The sequence below is a fragment of the Sphingobacterium humi genome, assembly GCF_009768885.1.
Lineage (GTDB): Bacteria > Bacteroidota > Bacteroidia > Sphingobacteriales > Sphingobacteriaceae > Sphingobacterium > Sphingobacterium humi.
This window is the reverse complement of record NZ_WSQA01000005.1, coordinates 219320-242182: the sequence shown is the minus strand read 5'-3', so window position 1 is coordinate 242182 and position 22863 is coordinate 219320. Positions and strand designations below refer to the sequence as shown.

19 protein-coding genes are annotated in these 22863 nt (G+C 42.9%); 9 read left to right on the top strand and 10 right to left on the bottom strand.

What is annotated here, in order from left to right; all coding sequences use genetic code 11:
* Positions 1 to 7: 7 nt before the first annotated feature.
* From GQF63_RS08840 to GQF63_RS08815, 6 genes are all read right to left on the bottom strand, one after another.
* Positions 8 to 2830, bottom strand: a complete 2823-nt coding sequence (locus GQF63_RS08840) for a TonB-dependent receptor (protein ID WP_160368864.1) — start codon at positions 2828 to 2830, stop codon at positions 8 to 10.
* Between the two features lie 279 nt (positions 2831 to 3109).
* Complete coding sequence (locus GQF63_RS08835) at positions 3110 to 4315, bottom strand: DUF4998 domain-containing protein (RefSeq protein ID WP_212592510.1); 1206 nt, start codon at positions 4313 to 4315, stop codon at positions 3110 to 3112.
* A 61-nt stretch (positions 4316 to 4376) separates the two neighbouring features.
* Positions 4377 to 5579 (bottom strand): DUF5000 domain-containing lipoprotein, encoded by a 1203-nt coding sequence (locus tag GQF63_RS08830; protein ID WP_160368862.1) that lies wholly within the window; start codon positions 5577 to 5579, stop codon positions 4377 to 4379.
* An 18-nt stretch (positions 5580 to 5597) separates the two neighbouring features.
* Positions 5598 to 7484, bottom strand: coding sequence for a RagB/SusD family nutrient uptake outer membrane protein (locus GQF63_RS08825; protein ID WP_160368861.1), 1887 nt, complete (start codon positions 7482 to 7484; stop codon positions 5598 to 5600).
* Between the two features lie 2 nt (positions 7485 to 7486).
* On the bottom strand, positions 7487 to 10636 hold the full coding sequence (locus tag GQF63_RS08820; protein WP_160368860.1) for a SusC/RagA family TonB-linked outer membrane protein: 3150 nt from the start codon (positions 10634 to 10636) through the stop codon (positions 7487 to 7489).
* Positions 10637 to 11077: 441 nt separating this feature from the next.
* Entirely contained in the window at positions 11078 to 11572 is a 495-nt protein-coding gene (locus GQF63_RS08815; protein ID WP_160368859.1) for a GNAT family N-acetyltransferase, read from the bottom strand.
* Between the two features lie 62 nt (positions 11573 to 11634).
* On the opposite strand from GQF63_RS08815, the gene GQF63_RS08810 reads away from it, so the two are divergent.
* The 6 genes from GQF63_RS08810 (at position 11635) to GQF63_RS08785 (ending at position 16435) form a co-directional block, all read left to right on the top strand.
* The gene (locus GQF63_RS08810; RefSeq protein WP_160368858.1) at positions 11635 to 12021 is read left to right on the top strand and encodes an energy transducer TonB; all 387 of its coding nucleotides are present in this window, start codon (positions 11635 to 11637) and stop codon (positions 12019 to 12021) included.
* A 70-nt stretch (positions 12022 to 12091) separates the two neighbouring features.
* Positions 12092 to 12796, top strand: coding sequence for an ABC transporter ATP-binding protein (locus tag GQF63_RS08805; protein WP_212592509.1), 705 nt, complete (start codon positions 12092 to 12094; stop codon positions 12794 to 12796).
* Positions 12777 to 13724 (top strand): efflux RND transporter periplasmic adaptor subunit, encoded by a 948-nt coding sequence (locus tag GQF63_RS08800; protein ID WP_160368857.1) that lies wholly within the window; start codon positions 12777 to 12779, stop codon positions 13722 to 13724. Before GQF63_RS08805 ends, GQF63_RS08800 begins: the two co-directional genes overlap by 20 nt.
* A 2-nt stretch (positions 13725 to 13726) precedes the next feature.
* Positions 13727 to 14860, top strand: coding sequence for an ABC transporter permease (locus GQF63_RS08795; protein WP_160368856.1), 1134 nt, complete (start codon positions 13727 to 13729; stop codon positions 14858 to 14860).
* A gap of 2 nt (positions 14861 to 14862) precedes the next feature.
* Positions 14863 to 16134, top strand: coding sequence for a TolC family protein (locus GQF63_RS08790; RefSeq protein ID WP_160368855.1), 1272 nt, complete (start codon positions 14863 to 14865; stop codon positions 16132 to 16134).
* Between the two features lie 97 nt (positions 16135 to 16231).
* Entirely contained in the window at positions 16232 to 16435 is a 204-nt protein-coding gene (locus tag GQF63_RS08785; RefSeq protein WP_160368854.1) for a YwbE family protein, read from the top strand.
* A gap of 18 nt (positions 16436 to 16453) precedes the next feature.
* Here GQF63_RS08785 and GQF63_RS19860 read toward each other — a convergent pair whose 3' ends face one another.
* Entirely contained in the window at positions 16454 to 16588 is a 135-nt protein-coding gene (locus GQF63_RS19860; RefSeq protein ID WP_281346839.1) for a hypothetical protein, read from the bottom strand.
* Positions 16589 to 16639: 51 nt separating this feature from the next.
* Between GQF63_RS19860 and GQF63_RS08780 the strand changes: the two genes are divergently transcribed.
* The 3 genes from GQF63_RS08780 (at position 16640) to GQF63_RS08770 (ending at position 19297) form a co-directional block, all read left to right on the top strand.
* Complete coding sequence (locus GQF63_RS08780) at positions 16640 to 17767, top strand: lipid II:glycine glycyltransferase FemX (protein WP_160368853.1); 1128 nt, start codon at positions 16640 to 16642, stop codon at positions 17765 to 17767.
* A gap of 133 nt (positions 17768 to 17900) precedes the next feature.
* Entirely contained in the window at positions 17901 to 18620 is a 720-nt protein-coding gene (locus GQF63_RS08775) for a hypothetical protein (protein WP_160368852.1), read from the top strand.
* Complete coding sequence (locus GQF63_RS08770) at positions 18581 to 19297, top strand: SOS response-associated peptidase (RefSeq protein ID WP_160368851.1); 717 nt, start codon at positions 18581 to 18583, stop codon at positions 19295 to 19297. The genes GQF63_RS08775 and GQF63_RS08770 overlap by 40 nt, the downstream gene beginning before the upstream one ends.
* Positions 19298 to 19331: 34 nt before the next feature.
* Here the strand turns inward: GQF63_RS08770 and GQF63_RS08765 are convergent, their stop codons facing one another.
* The 3 genes from GQF63_RS08765 to GQF63_RS08755 are packed head-to-tail and all read right to left on the bottom strand — an operon-like array spanning position 19332 to position 22859.
* Positions 19332 to 20501, bottom strand: a complete 1170-nt coding sequence (locus GQF63_RS08765; RefSeq protein WP_160368850.1) for an ABC transporter permease — start codon at positions 20499 to 20501, stop codon at positions 19332 to 19334.
* Positions 20502 to 20511: 10 nt separating this feature from the next.
* Positions 20512 to 21477 carry an HlyD family secretion protein gene (locus GQF63_RS08760; RefSeq protein ID WP_160368849.1) on the bottom strand — a complete coding sequence of 322 codons (966 nt, stop codon included), beginning with the start codon at positions 21475 to 21477 and terminating at the stop codon, positions 20512 to 20514.
* A gap of 2 nt (positions 21478 to 21479) precedes the next feature.
* Positions 21480 to 22859: a TolC family protein gene (locus tag GQF63_RS08755; RefSeq protein ID WP_160368848.1), complete on the bottom strand. Its 1380-nt coding sequence runs from the start codon at positions 22857 to 22859 to the stop codon at positions 21480 to 21482.
* Between the last annotated feature and the right edge of the window lie 4 nt (positions 22860 to 22863).

Below are 22863 nucleotides of genomic sequence, written 5' to 3'. Positions count from 1 at the left end.
ATTCGTGTTAAAATTTTAAAGCGAGATTTAAACCAAAGAAGAAAGGATAAGATGCATTTCGGCTGATATAATCCGTTTTCACGCGATCGGATTGATGCATCGGGTAAGAACGAAACATATTGTTCGCAAAGAATGACACCCGCATAAAGTCGCGAATCTCCTTGGTAATATTGATATTGAAATTGAAGAAGGCCGGCAGACTCTCTACGACCTCATCTGGACGCGCTACCCGGCGCATAATGGATTTAAACTCATCCTCGTCTTTTCGATTCGAATCGAAATCATACACCTGCCCATCGAATTTACTGATGTATTTAACCGGAATAGAATCATTGCCATACAGCTTCCAATCCGATTCATTCCAAATGGTTTCCGCTGTTAGGGTAACGACTAAACCAATGGAAGGAATATTATGGGTAGCACGGATGGCGGTGCTTGTTGCCTTTTCAATAGAAACGATCATGTCTGAATCGTATAAGCCCACATGCGTACGGTTGGCACCTAAGCCACTTTCCGCATCGTAATAAGTATAGGCACTGGAATAGGATTTGCGCCATAAGTGCATGCCATTGATGCTAAACTGCGTACGGATGGCATCGATGCGTTTGAGGTTCAACTCAAACTCTATCCCTTTTTTCTCTAGGCGCGCCGTATTATTAGGTTTATTGAACTTGGCCAATACCGCATTATCGGTTCCTACAAAAACCGGACTCGCTGCATTTACACGCTTGTATTCAATATAGTTAACGGGTTGGAAAGAACTGTTTATTAAGCTATAGCTATAGCCATCTTTCACCTGTTCTTGGAAGGCCGTTACCCGCAATTGCGATTTGGCAATCTCTAAATCAAAGCCTACCTCGGCCTTTTCATTTTTGGAAATCATTAAATCTGGGTTTTGCGTACTGAAAACGCGTGTCGTGGTCATGAATACCTGCTGATCTTGCGGGATGTTCGAAGCCAACTCATTCACGTTGATATATTCAAAATATGCATTTTCCGGGTGTAGATAGAGCAAGCTTGGTGCTTTGGCTAAAAGGCCATAGCCCCCGCGAATGCGCAACACATTAGGAATAACTTCAATATTGGCATTGATACGCGGCGATAATGCGGATTTGTTCTCACTAAATAGATCGTACCGCAATCCTGCTTCCAGATTAATTTCATGATTTCCGAGCTGCGCGGTAAAGTTTTCCTGCGCAAACAAGCCAACTTGCTGCAAGGCTGGAATTTCCTTAAACGTACGCCGGCGGAAACTGGCATTCGGGAAAGAGCCACTCTTTACCGGCGGCAAAGAATCAACAAATTGTTTCCCCATTCCGAAGTTCTTATCTACCTTGAAATCGGCTCCTAATAGCCATTTATGACTGGTATTGCCTACTTTATTGAAAAAGTTGGCGATAGCTTTGGCATAGCCCGAGAACTCCTTGCCATCAATATTGTAAACCCCAATATAAGTAGCCGGCAAATAGACCGCATAGAGATTTTGCTCGCCTGCCGGGATATGCGTAATTTCCTGTCCATTGGCATCGTAATACGATTGTCCCGGACGGTTACTCAAAACAGCACCATCATTGTAGGTCATCGAATAAGGAGCTGTCGCATTGGTATATTGTGTTTTTAAATAGGAATCTTTATTTGCATAGCTCGCATTAACAGAATAATTTAAACTCTTTAACCATTGATCACTAAATCCTAAGTTTCCATTGGTATTTAAAGTAAAACCTACCTGTTTACCATTAGACTCGGTAAAATTGCGGGCATCATCCGGATTCGGCTTTTGGCTATCCTTGCCATAAGTAAATGAAAAGGAGGTATTGGAGGCTAAACGGTTTCCAAAAAATTGATTGCTATATAAGGTATTAAAGGTAGCCCGTTGATAATAGCGATCTGCCTGTTCCGGCTTAGTGACATTATAGCTGTAATCGGCACCTAGGTTTAGGGCTCCGCTATTCCCAGCCAGCTGTATACCTTGATTGGCCATAATGCTGTATAGATTCGGGTTTGTGCGTGCTTCCACCAACAGGGGCTGCTTACCGGCTTTCTGATTCACAATAACCACCCCCGAAGCTACATCTCCATATTGTACCGAAGGAATACCGCGCACCACTTCAATGGATTCGATGTTTTGGATCGGAATGTTCCGCACATCAAATCCACCCGCTGGAGGCGCTCCGCCCCCCAGGGCCGCATTACCACCGGCCGTAACCGGGTTGATGACCTGCAAGTTTGCATTATTAGACGTAGGCGCACCATTCACCACCACAGATGTTCCAAATGCATTGGACGGGTCGGCCATTTGGCCTACCATCTCGCGGATATTGATCTGCTTAGCATTGGTCAGATCGGGGTTGGAAGCACGAGCACCCGGCATTAAGCTCATCACATCGGCCAAACTATTAGCCTGCAAGTGCTCAATCGCTGCCCGGCCAATGACCGAACTGGTGGCCATATTCTTATTGGAGGCCTCAGCTGTAACCCCTACCTCATCCAAACGGAAGGAATTCTCTTTAAAGAATAAGGTGATTTGCTGATTGCCTTGAAGGTTGATGATGGTATCGACTGGCAACTTCCCTACAAATTGACCGTGAATCTTTAATCGGCCTAAGGGCAGATCTTTAAAGATAAACTTGCCGGAAGCATCCGTGGCAACACTGATGCCCATGTTTTCAATGGAAAGTGTGGCTTGTCGTAATGGAATGTTTTTTCCTTGAACCGTTTCGTAAACAGTCCCCGAGATTTCTGCTTTGCGTTCTTGTGCGACAACATTCGTGCTGGACAGCGCGCCAATGCATGCAGCAGCGATCCCGAGTTTAAGAGCATGTAATTTCATTTACACTGTGCGGATCTAAATTAATAAATATCCTACTGGGCGGTAGTTTGATTTTGTTTTCCCTAAGATTTGCGCAAATATACTTGTTTAGAATTGTTCTAAACAATTTATTTTGAATAAAGATTTCGGTATAGGCATAATAAAGTAGAAATATAGCAACTTTTCGGGATTTATTATAAAAGAAAAAATCGAGGTTGCCTAAAGCTAACCTCGATTCCATTTTAACAAACGATCATTTTTCAGCAGGATATCATCCTGCTGAAAATTAACCTTTAACCCTTATTCTGATAATTTAGATTTCCATTCCCAAAATCTAAACTCACTCGCAAACATATAATCCGTTCCAGCCCATGTATTTAATACCTTCACGCGTACATATCGATATGCAGGCGTACTGGACGGAAATTCGAATAAATGCCCATTCGCAGCTTCCTCCACATCCGCATCTGTGTACTCGCCGACAGGGGTATTGGATGGTTTTACCACTTCACAACTCCGTAATTTTGTCCATCCTGAGAAACTTCCATCTGCAGCAGGGTCATTACTTCCCCATATTTCAAAATTTTGAATATTACCATTGGCATATATTAATTTATATTCGGTCATAGATCCTCGCTGCCATAAACGCAGTTTAGAGAGGGACACCTTTTTCCCTAGGTCAATTTGGAAGTGCTGCGGCATGCCTGAACCAGTTTCGGTGCGGTACCAAGCTTTTGCTGCTGCTCCTCCTGCCAATACGCCACTCCATAAGTTTTCAAACGCATTTCCGTTCATAGTTGCATCTGGCGCATCTCCCGGAAGTTTCAATCGCTTAAATGCACTTGGACTCACTGCATTATCACCATCGAATTTCATGGTTAACACCAAGTCTTTTGCTGTTGATAGAAAACTATCAATAGCCAGTGTATCTGGCTTATACCAGCTCGCATATTGTATGGTTGAACCTATTTTCCAATCAGGCAATAAAAGTTCAGTTTCTGTTTGAGGAAGAACAACGACCCGTTCCTGATCTTCTGCATTTAAATACTTTATTTCTGTTGATAATACTTGCTCGTTAGCCTTCCGCCAAGTGAATTTTAATTCGTTTTGGGCAGTCAGGGTCGTATTGGATATGGATCGAGGTAATAAGGAACGTCGATAATTTTCTCCATATGCATAGGCATAAACGGTTTTGGAAATAGAGCTATTTCCTTTTTTGTCTTTACTGATGACTTCAAAATCATAACCGCCCTCTTCTAAATTAGGGATAATGACAGATACCGTATCTATCTTATCGGTTTTAACCAGATCAACTTTCATGGAATCCGCCCGATTGTTCCAATAGATATTTGCGGAAGCAATAGTCGGGTCAGATAATAATAACCATTGCAATTCAATTCTGTTTTTCCCCGGGAAGCCGCGAAGAGAATCCGCCTTGGCCACATATATCTTCTCTCCTCCTTCTAAAAATTCTTTATAGCCATGATCTTGCTTTTGACAGGCCATAAGCATTACGATTGCTAGGAAGCAAAGGTTGCTAAATATTCTACTTATTTTCATCATGGCTTTATTTTAATTGACCGTAAAATTCCAATTCCGACATCCACATGTAGGTCGTTTTACCATAGGTTTCCAATACGCGAATCCGGATAAACCTGACATCAGGATTGTCAATAGCAAAGGAAAATTCATGCCCTGCTTTTGCAGCATCTACGTCTTCCGTACTATTATTTCCGGTAGGTAATCCCGATGGTTTCACTAACTCACAAGTAGACAATAAGGTCCAGCCATTGTAAGAACCTCCAGGATCTGGGTTTGTACTACCCCACACCTCAAACCTGCGAACACTACCACCTGAATAAAGCAAATCAGGACGATCAAATGCACCCCGTTGAAAATACACCAAGCGACTAAGCTTCGCTGTTTTCCCCAGATCAAAGGTAAAGTGCTGCGGCATGGTTGCCTTTTCATCTGTCCGGTACCAGGCCCTACTATTGGTAGTTCCCACAAAAATACCAGACCAAAGGTTACTTAGGGTGGTACCTCCTGCCCATCCTGGAGCTTCCGTTGGAAGGTTCGCAAACATCGCCTTAAATCCATCCGCGGGCACTCGCTCTTCATAAAGTGGCGTTAATTCCTTCTCTATAATATTCGTTTGATTGCCCCAGCGGTCTTTAATTGCAAAGCCAAACATGGTTAATTCTGGTTGCAATCCGCGTAGTGCAAATTCTCCAGCAGCCTGGCTGGTATAGAAATTCTGCGTTGGTTGCCAATCGCCATTCATCCCTTTTTTATAAATCATGATGGCCACATTTGCCAAACTTTGATTCTCATAGGATAGCTTGATGCCACCAAAATCTTCATTTACTTCCAAAGAAGAAAACACATTCCAGATAGCTGGTAATCCAGGCTTAGCTGTTAATGCATAAGCTTCAGATTTCTTTTGATTCCGGCCTACCGTATAGAGCTTGATGGGATAACTCAAGGTATCACCAAATCCCACTAGCGATAAACTATTTTGATAATAGGATGAACGTACTTTTTGAACGCCCTTCTCCCCCATATCTACTTCTGCTTCTACATATAAAATATTGCCTTCCGCAGGAATAGAATAAGAAAGTTTGATTTCCCCCGGCAGTCGCTCCACTTGTGCATGCTTAAGGGGCTGGGGCACTTCATCTGAAGTATCGAGGACCTTCATCGCATCTTCACCACAGGAATGCAGCATCATACTGATGACGACAAGAAGGATATAATTAAATTTTTTCATGATTTTCATTTAGATTAATTACCAACCTGGTGCTTGAATTAAGTTCTGATTCTTCAATATCTCTGCTTCCTCAATTGGCCACAAGTAATCGCGCACTTTAAATTCCTGGTTAAATAACAATACAGGTCTATAATACTCTGCAGGTGTTTCCTGATGAATATCCCAACCATAAATAGGTTGATTTAAGACCTCAATAGATTTTTTCCAGCGACGTAAATCCCAAAAACGATGTCCTTCAAAGGCGAGCTCAATCAATCGTTCTTGCTGAATGATAGCTCGTAAACCTTCTTTTGTTTTATACTTATCGGCATTGATGGAATGATTGCTCCAACTAGCAGCCACGCCCTCTAAGCCAGATCTTTGACGTACTTTATCAATATAAGTCAAAGCCTTATCTGTTGGCCCTTCGGCTTCATTAATTGCTTCTGCTAGGTATAAATAGAGATCAGAAAGACGCATTAAAGGAAAAGGAACCGCTTGCACCACGTAGTTGGCATCACTTGCTGTATTCAAATAATTTACAAGCTTTTTGGCCCAGTATCCTGTAACAGAATAACTCGTTGGGTGACCCGCAGCCATACCGCCTGCACGCGCTTCTACATATTTATTATCTTGATCTGTCAGCCATCCAGTGCCAAACCAACGGCCGCCATCAAAAGCCAAGCTAGCATAAAAACGAGGCTCGCGGTCATGGTGCAAAATCGGCAAGTCTTCGCCTGGCTTAAGATATAATCGATCCTGCTCGGTTACTTTCCGTAAACTAAACCGATCTTCATAAGGATAGTCCTTATCCTCATTTATAGGTACGCCATTCTCGCTGTAAAATAGTTCCGCCATTTTGATAGGGGGAGCATGTACGCCTGAATAATATCCTGGCCCCAAATGTAATCGAGGTTGACTGTATTTCTGTAAAGTGTTCAACAAACTATTATTGTCCGCCCAAATAATCTCAGAATTCCATTTCTGCGTTAAACTGGATCGAAAACCCAATTCAATCCTTGTGGTATCAGAAAGGTTCATGGAGCCTACAGCTGGCGTATAAGTAAATAATTTATAACCTAAGGATTCACAAAGATCTACCGCTGCTTGACAGGCTTCCTGAGCTACCTTCCATTTGTTCTCATCGACAGTTTGGTTAAAAAAGGTAGTGCCATCCTTTCCTTTAAAGCTTGAGAAGTCTTTATTCCCATTGAACATAGGAGATGCGGCCGTAACTAGCACTTTTGCTTTTAAAGCCGATGCAATTACTTTATTGGCTCGCCCCATTTCCGTAGCTGGAAATAACACTTCATTGGGTAAGTCTGCAATGGCCTCATCTAACAAGGATACAATGTATTCCACACATTCATCGATGGGCTTGCGAACCACGCTCTTCACTTCTTCAACCGATGCAGACACCGGTAGGTTTTCCCGAATTAATGGAATTGGACCATACATGCGCATCAAATAAAAGTGATAATACGCTTTTAAAAACTTCACCTCAGCAGCCCATTGACTTTTTTCTGTATCAGCCATATCGTTCACTGTTTTAATATTTTCCAGGAAAATATTACACTCCCGTATACCTCGGTATAAGTCGGAGGCCTCTTCCTTTCCCGACCAAAAGTTGAGATAAGGAGATACGACATTTTGATTGCCTCGCGCAATCTGCCAATTATTTCGGCCACTGACATTATTATACAACCAAATCTCATCGCCACTCAGGAATTCCGGCACCTGCGATGATGCTGCATGCCCCGGCATCCATGAATAACAGGTGAATAAATAAGATTCTGCCGTATTCCGCGTCTTAAAGGCATACTCTATCGTTGCCACATTATCGGGCACAATATCTAGGTATTTACAGCTATGCAGCAAACTTGATCCAATCAAACTAACTGCTATAATTAATTTCTTGAGTTTCATAGTTAAAAATTGACGTTGACTCCTAGGTTAAATACGCGTTGAACAGGATAACCCAATCCATTTCCGGCCATCTCGACATCCCATAACTTAAATTTGCTCCACATCAATAAATTGGTACCACTGGCATACACCCGTAGTCGTTCCATATGTAGTTTTTTCAATTTCTCAGGCTGGAAGGAATAACCGAACTCCGCCGATTTTAAGCGTAGAAAAGTTCCGTCGCGCATAAACCAGGTATTGGATTGTTCCGTATTGGGATTTGCTACCGAACTTAATCGTGGCCACAGCGACATCACGTTATTATCAGATTCTGACCAATAGCTATCTGCATAAGCTTTTAACAATTGGCGCTCGTTAACAAAAGGAGCCGTGGCTTTAGGATCTATCCAAAAAGATTCTTGAGCGAGTCCTTGGAAAAATGCAGACACATCAAATTGCTTATAGCCTAAAGAAAATCCAAATCCATAAACGATTTCCGGAACGGTAGGATTGCCAATAGGAACCTGATCCAATGGAGTAATCTTCCCATCGTTGTTCACATCTCTGTATTTAATATCACCCCCCATTACCTCAATACCGAAGTTCTGTTCCGGAGAGTTTAAGGCTTCCTGATCATCCACAAAAAGACGCTCCGCAATATATCCCCAACGTTGGTTTAGGGAATACCCTACGCGAGATTTCCAATATTCCTTCAGGTATTCAGGTTCTTCATATACGCGGAATTCACTAGTACCATAGGTAAAATTACCACGAGCAGTTACCCAGAATTGTGGATTAAAATGATGCGAGAAATCAACAGATAAATCCATCCCTTTTCCCATGGCTTCCCCAACGTTTGCTCGTACAGTTGCTGACAAGCCCATATATTCAGGAATGGAGGCTCTACTCATTAAAATACTACGACGATGTTCCTTAAAGAAGTCGGCCTGTATATTCCACTTTTTGAAAACCGTGGCTTCTAATCCTAAATTGATTTTCTCAGAAGTCTCCCAAGAAATATCCTCATTATCATATCGGGTAATCGAAACCCCAGGTCTATTATAGGTATTGTCAATTCCGAAAGTTGCCCCTCTACCACTATCGTTCATCGTCACATTAGAAAGGTAAAAGAACCGATCTGTAGGATCACCAATCGCATCATTTCCTACTAATCCATATGTAGCACGAAGTTTAAATAATGATACTGTATTGGATAAAGGCTCCCAGAACTTCTCATTTGATAGCTGCCATGCAACACCATAGGCGGGGAAGAAACCAAAGCGATTCTTCTTATGAAAGCGTTCGGAGCCATTATAGCCAAAATTGAATTCTGCAAAATACCGACTATCGTAGTTATAGGTAAATCGTCCGGACAGTCCTAAATTCCGAAAGGGTAAGGTTTGTAATAAATCATTTGCATTAGCACTCAGCTCTTGGCGCATAATAAATACGGCCATCGCACTTAAACCATGCTTTTCCTGAAAGGTACGGTTGTAGTTTAGGGCAGACTCCATATAGAACTGGGAAAACATAGTCCGAGAACCCAGGTTAAAATCTAACCATTCCTGACCTTCTGTTTCATTAATCACATCTAATCTATAGGTATCATCCATCCGGTCATAGCCACTAGCAACATAATAAAATGGCTTATACTGACGAGAAACATCAAAACGCGCTCTCCGATTTGTATTCCCCATTAACCGGAAGTTCAAGCCTGGCGTAACAAAATCAAGGTTTTGTCTTAACTCCAATTGTGCCATCATTAAGGAAGAAGAATATTCCTTATAACCCTTTACCATATCTGCATACGGATTGATAAATCCAGCACTTGAGCCACCTTCCTTATAGGCGTTTCCAAACATAATATGGGTTAAATGCTCATAGCCGGGTAACACCGGGTAATAGGCCGGAAACATAACAGGATTAGAATTCATCACTCGATTATACATCTCAGATCCCGATAACAATGGCCCTGAGTAATCATCAAATGATCCATATAATCGCACACCCAACTCCGTAGTTTTGGTGACATTAATATCGACATTAGACCGCAGCAGGTAGGTTTTTAAATTGATATTATTATTGAAATTATTGCGATTATCAACCTTTAGCACCCCATTATCTTTATAAAAAGAACCTGCAACATAATAGCGAGCAACTTTACCCCCACCAGAGATACTCATATTTGCTCGTTGGTTCATGGTATAGGGTTTAAAAAGTTCCTTACGCCAATCGTTAGCAGGATAAACATCAGAATTTACGCCTAAAATCGTATTGTCGATCTTTTCTTGCGAATAAGGCTCTCGTGCCATTCCCGAAGGATCTCTCGTCACAACGGCCTCATTTCCTAAGCGCATATACGTTATTGGGTCTGCTAACTCCACATTACTGGTTGCTCCAGACACGGAGTTTTCAATTCTAAAATTGAGTTTAGCACTCCCTTCGGCACCTTGCTTGGTCGTCACTAAAATCACCCCATTAGCACCACGCGCACCATAAAGTGCCGTCGCGGTGGCATCTTTCATAATGGAAAAGCTAGCGATATCATCAGGTTGTAGTCTTGCTAAATCTGTGGACGTCAGCTCAACCCCATCAATCAATATTAATGGATCCTTTTTATACCCAAAGGTAGTTACGCCTCTAATAAAAAAGTCTGCATTATCTTGTCCGGGTTCTCCGCTGCGTTGGTAAGCAATTACACCGGCAATCCGCCCCGCCAAAGCTGTTGTTAAATTACTGGAGGGCACTTTAAGATCACCCGGTCTTACTTGGGTTACAGCGCCAATTACGTCTTGCTTTCGTTGTTTCCCGAAAGCCACAACAACAACATCGTCAATCATTGCGGAACCCGCTTTCAACTGCACATTTATAACCTCTTGCGTTCCTATTGGGATTTCTTGACTTTCATAACCCACCATGCTGAACAGCAGTACAGCATTTGCAGGAATTTCCAAGAAGTACTTACCATTCAGGTCTGTACTCGTTGCGAATTTGCTGTTGTCCTTGACAACAACAGATACGCCGGCCAATGCTTGTCCCAAGGTGTCAGTAATCGTCCCTCGCACCTCCCGCATCTGCTGCGAAGTTTGAGCCGTAACTGGCTGAAAACACCATAGGATTCCACAAGCGACGCAAAAGAGAATTTTACACCAATTGACTTGTTGAATTTTCATAATTTATTAATTAAACACTTATTTAGTTTCGTTAATATTTGATTTTTATACGCTTAAAGCGTATTCCCGGTAAATTTCCCTTCTAAATCTGAATGAATTTGAATAGGTATTTGTTAAAATTGGTTTCTTTTCAAGACTAAAATAAGGAAATTAAAGATTAGAAAACAAATAAAAAGCATTTATTAACCAAATAATAAAGATTTAATAACCAATATTTTATAATTACTTAACCTAATAAAAGGAATAAAAAGAGAAATCCTAATAAAGAAAATATTAGCTAAAACGAATAAGCATATCGGAGAAATATGCGTACAACAGGATAAACTTCGCTTTGTAAAAAATATATTACACTAATATTAAAAAGAAGAAATAGAGTTTAACTACTAAATGAATAAAGGAAAGATAAAGCTAACATAAAGCATATGTACTGAACTGCTACGGCTATAGCTCCTTCTTATAAACCAGTAAAGTTTCCCCTGCTTCTTCCATCTCCTTCTCAAAGGAAAACCCAAGTCGGCCTAACAGCTTCAGCGACTTCTCATTAGCAGGCATAGCAATAGCCAATATAACCTTCAAAGTCTTATCTTCTTGAAGCTTTTGCAGATAGGCTGCGCAAGCTTCGATTGCATAGCCTTGACCTTCATAATCAGGCATTAGGGCGAATCCCAAATCAGGAGCAGGCTGTCCATTCCGATGCAGTAGTGTAACCACTCCGATGGGCTCGAAGCTGTCTTTTAAACGAATCACATGATAATAAAAGGCTTTATTTTGTTGAATCCACAAGATATACCCCGCAGCATCCGCTAAATCTTGAACTTGCTTATCACCAATAAAGCGCAGCCAAGACTCCGTATTCAAGAGCCTAAGCATAAATGAAGCATCGTATACATCAAGTGGATGGAAGCTTAATCGATCGGTATGAAGCTCAACAAACATAAATTTTGATTTACCTTTTATTAAACATTATTTTGCGATTCCATTATACAATAATAACAATTATGAAATTTACGCGACTCATTATCTTCTGTTGCTTATTCGGATTTTTCCAACAGGCCAATGCCCAAGATGCAAACCAAAAGGCAGTAGCCAAGAATACAGCAGAAATTACAAATTTTATCGACCTGAATGAGAAAAAATTCCCTACACGGAAAGAAGCCGGAAAGAAAGAGCTAACAGGCACCTTTGTATTTGTTGTTGAGGCAGACGGATCCATTAAAGACGTAACAGTGAAAGATAGCCTAGGCTTTGGATTAGACGAAATGGTAGTACAAATGATGACCAGCACAAACGATTGGCAACCTATCATTATAAATGGCGTAGCTACGCCCGTTCGGTTTTCATTACCGCTGCGCATCAAGCTTCCCAAGAAACAGAAAACTAACTAAAATCAGTAATATAGCCTATTTTTAAGCTTTCCGACTGTAGGTTGTTATTAAAATCCCTAAATTAGGAGCTATGATGCCCGAAGAAATCGTAAGTCTCCAAGCTGTCGAAAAGATCTACCAAACAGGAGATACTAGTATCACTGCTTTAGCATCTACCGACCTCAGCCTATCCTCCAATCAGTTAACCCTGATTATGGGGCCTTCAGGATCGGGGAAAACGACGCTATTATCTATCGTAGGCTGTGTGATTTACCCCACGCAAGGCAAGGTGTTTTACAAAGGCAGCGAGGTAACTGGTCTTTCGGAAGATAAACTTGCCGAAATACGATTACGCGAAATCGGCTTCGTCTTCCAACAGTTTAACCTAATTGAACCCCTTACGGCTTTAGAAAATGTGATGCAGCCCCTCCTACTTCAAGGCATCTCCAAGCAAGACGCTAAAGATCGCGCCTTGAAAGCTTTGGAAGAGGTTGGCTTAAGCGATCGGATAAATAACCTCCCTAAGAAGTTAAGTGGCGGGCAGAAGCAGCGGGTAGCCATTGCTAGGGCACTCGTCACGAATCCCAGCATGATGCTTTGCGACGAACCTACAGCCTCTTTGGATGCTAAAAGTGCAGGTATCATTATGGAAGAACTCAAGTCCCTCGCCAGTCAGGGAAAGGCTGTCATTATTGTCACACACGATTTAAGGCTTCGCAAATATGCCGACCGCATTATTTATGTAGAAGAAGGAAAAGTCTCTAACAGCATTCAACATGAAGAAGATTATAAATAATACCTACCTCTATTTCATTTTAATCGCCTTAGTCTGCACATCTTGCAAACAAAAAGCGGCAAAGGAAACCGAAAAAACCAGTGAACAAGTGCTGCAGGAAGTTAAGCAGGTGTTGGCCATCGGCAAGGTAACATCTACAGAAGGCATTGGTATCATCAGCAGCCCGAATACCGGCATTCTGCAACAAATCAACATCAAAGAAGGCGATTCGGTAAAGCAGGGACAGGTATTAATGACCCTTAAGGAAGATACAGAATCCCTGAACCTGTCGCAGGCCAATACACAGCTCAAGAGCCTTCAAGCAAATCGGCAACAACAAGTGGAAGAGCTAAAAAAAGAACAATTCCAATTGGAGAACCTAGAGCAAAAATACCAAACCTCCAAACGCCTATATGATAAAAATGCCGAGACCAAGGAGAATGTAGATAACGACTACAGTTCCTGGAGGCAACAGCAACAACGCGTTAATGCTATAAAAGAACAAATAGCAGGCGCACAATTAAGCGAGAAAGAACAGCAGATTGCTATCGCTAAAGATCAAAAAGCAATTGGCAATCTGCAGATTGTAGCACCGCAAACCGGAATTATCACGCTGTTGAATGCCAAGCTGGGCCAATCGGTATCAAATGCGCAAGAATTGGGAGAAATCACCAACCTTAAGCACTTGATTATCGAGGCCGAAGTGGATGAGCTATTCGCAGATAGCATACGCATTAACCAAACGGTCAGTATGAGTCGCGTTGGCAATGCACAACAAATTGCCACCGGCAAGGTTATCTACGTCAGTCCGGTACTCACGAATAAGTCTATCCTTTTTGAAACGGCGAATGAAGGTGAAGATCGACGTGTTAGAAAGATTATAATATTACCGGCAGAACAACAGAACCTACTCTTGAATGGAAAAGTAGAGTGTCGCATTAACTTATAAACATGCTAGGATTAGCTTGGAAATTTATTCGCTTCGACCGGGCGAAAAGCTTCGGCATTATAACGGCCATTGTCATCAGCATTTTCCTCATCGGACAACAGCTCAGTCTGTTATTTTTCCTGATGGGCTTAATGGGTAATTTAGTGGGCAATGCCCCTGTTCGGGAAGATCAACTCTGGATCATCGAATCCCAAAGCCGCAATATCAATGCAATCAATGCCATCGATGCCCGCTTAGTACAAGAACTGGCCAGCCTGCCCGGAATAACGAAAACTAGCCCCGTGGTCTTTGCGCCTGCTCAGGCTACTTTCCTCGACGGGAAGACAGCATCCGTAACCTTAGTAGGTTGCAATGCGCCGGGATTCCTTATGGGGCCAACTCCTGATCGGATTGAGGATGGCAGTATCACTGATTTACTAGCGCCCTATACCGTTTCGGCGGAGTTCTTCAACGCCAAAACTTGGGAAACCTCCCTATTCCGCGGAAAACCCATAGAAATAAACGGAAAGAGCGCGAGAATAGGTCTTATCACCAAAAATGCGCAAGCCTTTGGTGCAGCATTTATGTACAGCAGTTTGGAAAATGTGCGTTCCTTAAGCAACAGTTCTCCCAATAAGGTGAGCATGGTAATCGCCCAACTTAAAGATCCAAAAGATAAGGCACAGCTGCAGGCAGATATCAGCAAAATCTATCCGCACCTGCGTGCTTGGGATCCCGAGAAACTTCGCTCCTCCACCGTGAAAGAAATCCTGATTTCCTCCAACATGGGCATGAGCTTCGGCACCCTGGTGGTCTTTGCCATGATATCCGGCTTCTTTATCATTGGCCTAACACTCTATTCTTCCGCACTGGATCGCATTAAAGATTATGGAACACTGAAAGCCATTGGCGCCAAAAAAGGCTATGTCAACCGCTTAATTGTGGCGCAAGCCTTCTTATATGCGTCCATAGGCTATGTGATTGCCATGTTGCTTATTTTAGGCTTTAAATTCGGGGTGGCCCAAAGTGGTTTATCCATCAATGTCAGCCTAGGTTTTGCCTTCTTCCTGTTTGTGGTTACCATGTTTATTTCGGTCGGCGGCTCCTTGTTTGCTGTACGAAAAATCTCCAAATTAGAACCCGCATCTGTCTTTTAACTATGAAATACATCATCTGCTATATCCTCCTTATCCTTCCCTGGCTTGGTTACAGCCAATCCTTACGGGTTGAGGAACTGGCGCAATACCGCGACAAAAGCCTGCGTATGCAGGAAAAACAAACGGAATTGGCCATTAAAAAAGCAGAAAAACAACAATTAAACAGCAATCGGATCCCATTAATCTTTGGCGATGCCAATTTGCAGCGCAATCTAATCATCCCGACCACGCCGGTTCCAGCGATTGCCTTTGATCCGCAAGCCGACGAAGGGGCTATTCTACCTTTAAAATTTGCGACCCGTTGGAACAGTAAAGCCGGCATTCAGTTAAGCTGGGATTTGTTCAACCCGACCCAGCAAGCCGATCAGGCCAGCAAGGACATCGAACTGGAAAAGACGAATCTGCAAATTCAAAAAGAGGAACAAGATTGGTTAAAAGAGGCCATTAAAGCCTATGCGGCTAGTGTATTGGCCAGCGAACAACTCCGATTAGCCATAGCCGATTCCAGCAATTACCAGCAGATTCTGGAAATTTCCAAGCAGCGGGCGGAAGCGGGTCGCGAGAAGCAAGCCGATTACATCAGTGCGCAGCAAGAGATGACACGTAAGCTTATTCAATGGCAGGAAGCCTGGGCGGTATTACAGGAAGCAGATATTCAGTTTCGCGGGCTATTGGCTCAAGAAGACCTACAATTCTTAAGCTCTAACATTGCTGATATCCAATCTTATGTAGAAAGCCTACAAGAGCAAGATTACACCGTTCAACTCTTGGAACTCGACCGGAATTCGGCACTGGTAGACCTGAAGAACCTACGCAAAAAACTACTCCCTACCTTAACGTTTAACGCCTATTTCGGTACGCAGTTTTTCAGCAATTCATTCAATATTATAGAAAGCGACCGCTGGTATGGCAATAGCTTCGCCAATATAGGGCTTAAGCTCCCCATATCTGCCTACATCAGCAATCGCCCTGCCTATCAGAAAAGCAACTTACAGGAAAAGCTGAGTCGCATCAAAATCCAACAGCAGCAGAACGACTGGCAACAGCAGCAGGCCATAAAAGAGAAGAAAGTGTTTGCGGCCAAGCAGAAGATTGTCCGTTTGCAGCATATCCTCGACCTGGCCCAACAGCTCCTAGACCAACAAAAAGCTGCCTATACCGAAGGACGCTTGTTGCTATCGGAGTACAACAAAGCCAATGGCGAATTAATCAAGGCCAAACAAGACCTTTGGCAAGCGCAATTCGATCTCATTTCCTTGAGCCTAGCCGAATAGGAAAACGGTAGAATCCACAGCAAAGGCAAAGTTTCCCCACCGATTACGCAACTATCTGAAAATATTCCTTTAATTTTGACAAAAAACACAACAACACATGAGCGAGGGAAACACTAGAGCGAATATAAAACCAGGCATGCTGGTGAACATTATCTTAAAAAAAGACCAACGATCCGGCAATTTAACCGAGGGTGAGGTAAAAGACATCTTAACCTCCTCCCCTTACCACAGCCGCGGAATCAAGGTTTGCTTAACCGATGGGCAAATCGGTCGGGTAGCAGAAATTATTGAGGAAGATTAATATCTTCCTTTTTTTGCATCAAAAATCCGCTTTTTTATTATTTCCAGCCAGTTTTCTTCCTTTTCCAGAAAAGCTTTCCCTTTTTAACAACTTAGTGACAATCCAGTCATGTTTAGCTCCGATAAATTGGCTATGTTTGCCATTTTTGGCCAAAGGAATAGGTTTTTTAGTCCTTTGCCGATGAAATAGCAAAAGCAAAGCATCATGATTGCAGATTTACAGGAAAAGGAAATCAAAGAGATTTACAAAACATCCATTATCCAACAAACAGCTTACTGGTCGAAGGTGAAGCTACTTCAGGGTATTGAAACCTGCGCCTTTAACTTTAAGGTGAAGGAAGCCGATTTATTTCAGGAGCAATATGCTTCGGAAACCTTCTTTGTTGGCGACCTGCTGATCATTCTGCAAAAGCTCGATGCCGAGCATTGCCTGGCCTATGTGCCTTATGGCCCCGAGATAGAACCGGCCGAGGATATGCAAGGTTATTTCCTCGAGCAATTATCAGAAGCCTTACGGCAATACCTGCCGCCAAACTGCATCATGATCCGTTACGACCTGTCCTGGGAGTCGTTATGGGCCAAAGATGATGATTGCTATGATTTACATGGCAACTGGATTGGCGCGCCAGATAAGCGCTTGCAGGAGATCCGGATGAACTACAGCACCGAGCATTGGAACCTCAAGAAGGCCAATACCGATATCCTGCCCTCCAACACCATCTTTATGGACCTCAGCAAAGATCAGGATGATCTACTAGGTCATATGAAGCCGAAAACGCGCTATAACATCAACCTTTCCAAACGTAAAGGTGTTCAGATTAAATCCTTAGGATTAGATAGCCTGGAAATATGGTATGAGCTATATCGGCAAACGGCGCAGCGCAACAACTTCTTCTTACACGATATCAACTATTTCCGCATCGTCTTATCGGCACGTGCCAATGACACGCAATCGCCGGCAGATGTGTACCTCTTGGTTGCGGAAGTCGATGATAAGCCCCTTGCCGCTATGTTCTTGGTGGTCACGGGCAGCCGCGGCACCTATTTATACGGGGCTTCGGCCACAGAAAACAGAAACTATATGGCCACTTATGCCCTGCAATGGAAGGCCATGCAGGTAGCTAAGGAAAAAGGATGTACCGAATACGACTTCTTCGGCATCTCTCCACAAGCCGACCCTTCCCACCCCATGTACGGCTTATACCGCTTTAAGTCAGGCTTTGGCGGTCAGGTCTATCATAGAATGGGCTGCTGGGACTACCCTTTAGATAAAGAAAAATATGCGTTCTATGCTTCAATGGAGTTTAAAAATCAAAGCTACCATCTAAGCTAGCCCTATAAAAGCACCTACAACCGGATGAAGACCCTCATCCGGTTTTTCTTTTTAAGCTGTTTCATTTTTGCCTGCACGTTAATTATCCTGTATTTTAGACGGGAAAATTTAATATTCCCTAACCTGCAGCACCATGACGAAGAAAAAAGATAAAAATAAAAAGATAGTTATCCGGACAATCATTGCAGCCACTGCGTTATTTCTAGCATTCAGCCTGCTTTCTAATAACATCTTCCAAATCCCATGGTATTCCATTCTACTATGCTATTTAGCTGCCTATATTTTTAGTGATAATTGGCCTGGCTCCCCAATAACACGCTGGATACAATGGCCCGGCAATCTAATCCTAGCAAACAACGTCTTCATATTAGGTCTATCAAACACCCTGGTCTATTTAGTTTATTTAGCCATTGCTACAGGAGCTATTACCTATAAAATAGTACCCCTTATTTTTCCTGCTGCAAATGCTTATCTTTTATTTTTCACCTTTATTACCTTAACTTTTACCCTAGCTTCGGTCGCCAGCAATTTCTTGCTTAAGCAAATAAATTCCTTGCTTTCTACTGGAAAAGAAAGCGAAGAAAACAGGGATAACAACCATATGATGCCCGATATTCTGAACAACAACCGCATTCGATTTATTATCTATTCCCTATATGCCATTTTTATACTCTATTACGCCATCCTACACTTAAGCGATTCTCAAGCGTTCGATCCGAAGCTTTTTGAAACCATCATGTATTCTTTTATGTTATACTTGGCACTCGATCAAGTTTTTACTAACTTCCATTTATTAAAAACTAAAACAGCCCTATGTGCTACCACGCGGCCTCCCCAAGTAAAGAAGGGTTAAAACAAACCTTTCCTGAAAAAAAGATATTGTACGATCAAAATGTGTATTACCATGTCAGTGGCTTTACCCGCCCGTACCTTCCTGTTACGTTGAATACGGACGATGAGGCCATTATTGCGGCACGTTGGAAGCTGATTCCAAGCTGGGTGAAAAGCGAGGCAGACGCCGCCAAATATGCCAACACCTTGAATGCAGAAGGGGAAAGCATCTTCGAAAAAGCATCCTACAAGAATTACATCAGCTCACAGCGCGGTTTACTGTATGTCACAGGGTTTTATGAACCCCATAAAGTTAAAAACCAAAAAGAAACGGACAACTATTTTATCTATGCTCCACAGCAACAGATCTTTACCTTAGGGATAGTCTATGCGAACTTTGCAGACCAGGAAACGGGCGAAACCTACCCCACTTTCTCGGTGATTACCACACCGGCCAATCCGTTACTGGAGGAGATTCATAATGAGAAAAAACGGATGCCATTAATTATTCCCGCCGACAAACGGGAAGCTTGGTTAATTGCTGAGGGGAAGCAAGAAATACAATCCCTGATCCAGCCCTATGCTAGCGAATTGGGGAGCCATCAGGTCATGCGGGTTACGGCTGCGCGTGGTGCAGATACCAACCGACCCGATGTACAAGAAGCGATACGCCAGCAAAAGCAAGGCGAACTGTTTTAAAAAAAGGGACCATGCAACATGATCCCTTGTTTATCTATTCCGTAATAAGTACGTTTTTCTTCGCTTTATTAATCTTCAGCTGTAACAGAATCACCGATAAGACGAAGGTCACGATAGCGATAATCGCCAGCCCCCATACCGAGGACTGCACATAGCTGCTTGCCCCCTGCTCAATAATCATGGTTCTAAAGATCTGCAGGTAATGCGTCAAAGGTATCACCTTTGCAATACCCACGATCCAATCCGGCATCTGGCTTAAGGGCCAGGTAAAACCACTTAATATAAAGCTTGGCGTGGCAATAACCATCAGGATCTCCGTAGCTTTCAACTGGCTCGGAATGGCAATACTCACCAAGATACCGATAAAGGCCACAGCCAGTAAAAACAAGAAGGTATAGCCATAAAACAGCAAGCTGTCCAAATGCATCGGCATGCGGTAATACAGGGAATAGCCGTAGTACAAGCCCAAAATCAAGATAGACATCAAAATATAAGGCAATATTTTCACCAGAATCAGCACAAATACATTGCTACTGCGATTCACCAGGTCTTTAAAAGTTCCCTTTTCAAACTCCGACGCAAAGCTTAAGGCCAAGGCCAACATCATCACCTGCTGCAACACGGTAAGCAATACCCCCGGCAGCATAAAATACAAGTAGTTTCCACTGCGTATATTTTGCTTAATGATGGTCGTTTTAAAAGGCTCGTATTGTTGGGTCGCCACAAACTCAGGCACCCCCTTCTTTTGTTGCGCTTTAATCTGAATACCGGCCTTCATGGTTCCTGCCGCCACATTAACCGCCATCATGGCATAGTTAGACGTCAGGGTATTCGATGCGTTTACAAACAGGGTAAGTTCGGTCGTGCGGTTGTAATTTACATCCGAGGAGAAATTACGCGGAATATTCACCACTACGGTTGCTTCATGCGCCAAAGCCTTGTCTTTCGCCTGAAAGGCATCGTTCAGCACCTCCGCCACATATATCACCTCACTCTCGTTGAACATATCAATCAACTGCTTGCTCAGAGGGCTTTTATCCTCATCCACCACAATAATAGGTAAGTTGGTCACTTTTCCTTTTTTATATACCCCACCAATCAACACACCGTACATAATTGGTGCACCAAGAAATAAAACCAGCAACACCTTGTTTTGGAAGAAAAGGCTAAACTCCCTTTTTAATAAGCTTAAAAAGTTCTTCATCTGTTCCTCCTTAGTCTTGTTTTACAATAAAGGACGCTTTAGTCAGCAAGTCCTTACTGGCGTTGTTATCTGTGGGTTTCAAGCGGATTTCAAACAAGGTTTCTTGCTCTTCAAAATCCGGATAGGCCGTACTGATGTTCGCATAAGAGCTCAAGGACTTAATGGTTTCCACCTTCGCCTGAATCTCTTTGCCTTCCAAATAAGGCAGCATCAAGGTCTTTACGGCTCCTTTTTGAAAATCCTTCACCTTGCTTTCCGGAACAGTCACCCGAAAATAGGTACCATCCACAATATATCCGGAAGCCAGGCTATAACCAGCCAGGGCCAATTCGCCAACGCGAAGGTTAATATTTTCAATGGTCATATCCTGCGGAGCTAGAATATAGCGTTCTTTCGCTGCCACATTCACCTCGTTCACCGCGCCTAAGGCCCGCTCCTTCTGCCCCATGGCCATACGTTGTTGCTCTACCCGTGCCCCATGTTGCACATCTGCCAATTCAGCTTGCGCAGCGAGGTACTGATTCTTGGCCCCTTGATATTTCGCATACACCTCATCGTATTTTTGTTGCGCAACCAAGGAGTCGCGCAATAAGTTATTCATCCGATCTAGCGACTTCTGTGCAAAATCAAACTGTTCTTTCAAACCGGCAACTTTAGCATGCAGCTGTTTCATTTGTCCATCGGTAGCACCTTTAACCGCCATTTCATACTGCGCTTGCGCGGCATCCAATGCCCCTTGCGCCTGAATAGATTTGGCGTCAACTTCCGGAAGCTCCAAGATTAACAAGGTATCTCCACGCTGCACATGCTGCCCTTCTTCCACTAATATTTTTTGAATTTTTCCCGGAATCTTCGTGGTCACTGCCAACTGATCCCGTTCAATTTTCCCTTCCAATTTTATTTGTTTATTCGCATCCTTGGATGAGCAGCTTTGCAAAACAACCAAAGCAGCGCATATATATGTCAGTTTTTTCATGATTATCGTGTTACGGTTTGATATAAATTACCATTTGCTTTCAGCAGCTCCAGCGCCGCTGTGCGTTGATTTAAGATTTGATTATAATAGTTCAGTGTTTGTTTATAGTATTCATTTTCAGCTTCCAGGCGTTCGGTCACATCCGTTAAGCCTTCCTCAAACTGGCGTGCCGCTAAATGCAGGTTGTTTTTAGCGATAGCTACCTGCTGCTGGTTCACCTGAATCTTTTTCATCGACAAATCGTAATCAACTACCGTTTTACGCTGCAATAGCGAAAGCTTCTCCTTGGTATCGGCCAATTTATTATCGTTAATCTGCAGGTCCAATTTTGCCTTATCAATTGCCGAAGCATGAGTTTTCCCTTCAAAAATAGTCCATTTCACCCCCAAGCCTACGGCATAATTAGGGGCAAACATGATGTGATTCCCTTTCAGTTTTAAATCACCTACATGCGGCAAATCTTTCACCGTTAAGCGGTTATCGAAAGCATTGAGGTAGGAAACATTGGCAAATCCGAACACTTGCGGCAACTTGGCTCCTTTTTCTTTTTTCAACACATATTCATAAGCTTTTTGCGAGGCCTCCAAGGCGTTTAATTCCTTGCGGTTCATTTCCGTTGCACTTTCCTTATCCAAATAAACTTCCGCCAGCTTAAACTGAATGGCCTTCAATTCCGCAACCGGCATCCCTGTCAGCTCTTCCAGTTTAAAATACAGCAACTCGCGATTACTTTCCAGCTCCGCTTTCTTGCTCTCCAATTCTAAAATCGCCAATTTCAATTTATCCCGATCGTAAGGAATGGCTAAGCCGTTCGCAATGGCCTGCACTACTTTCAAATGCTCCTTATTCAATCGTTTTTCCGAATCCGCAATCAGCACATCCACCTCATTCAACAGCATCAACTGATCAAAACTCATTATCACTTCTTGCGCCACCTGATCATAGCCGGCCTCCTGCAAAAATTGCTGCGCTTTAAATTTCTCAGCCAAGGCCTTCTGTCCATTGCTAATTTGTAGGCCGCTAAAAATAACCTGGGTAGCTGTAACTCCGGCCATACCGATCTGAGAGGATACACGGGCTTTCTGGCTGCCTTCAAACAAGTTTATCCCGGTAATCGGCAGTTGCTGTGTCGGTAAGTCTACATCAACTAAACTGTTAATATAGCCATACATGGCATTGGCCGAAACCGTAGGCAATAGTTTGCCCTTCACCATTTCGCGATCCAGGGCTACCTTTTGATTCTCCAAGGCAGCATTTTTTAAACTCTTGTTGTATTGAATGGCTTTCTCTACCGGCTCTTTAAATGTACTTAAGCCTTCTTGTGCCATGGCATTATAGGCGCAGGCACTGAGAATAGCTAAACTCAGAAAAATTCTTTTCATTGCA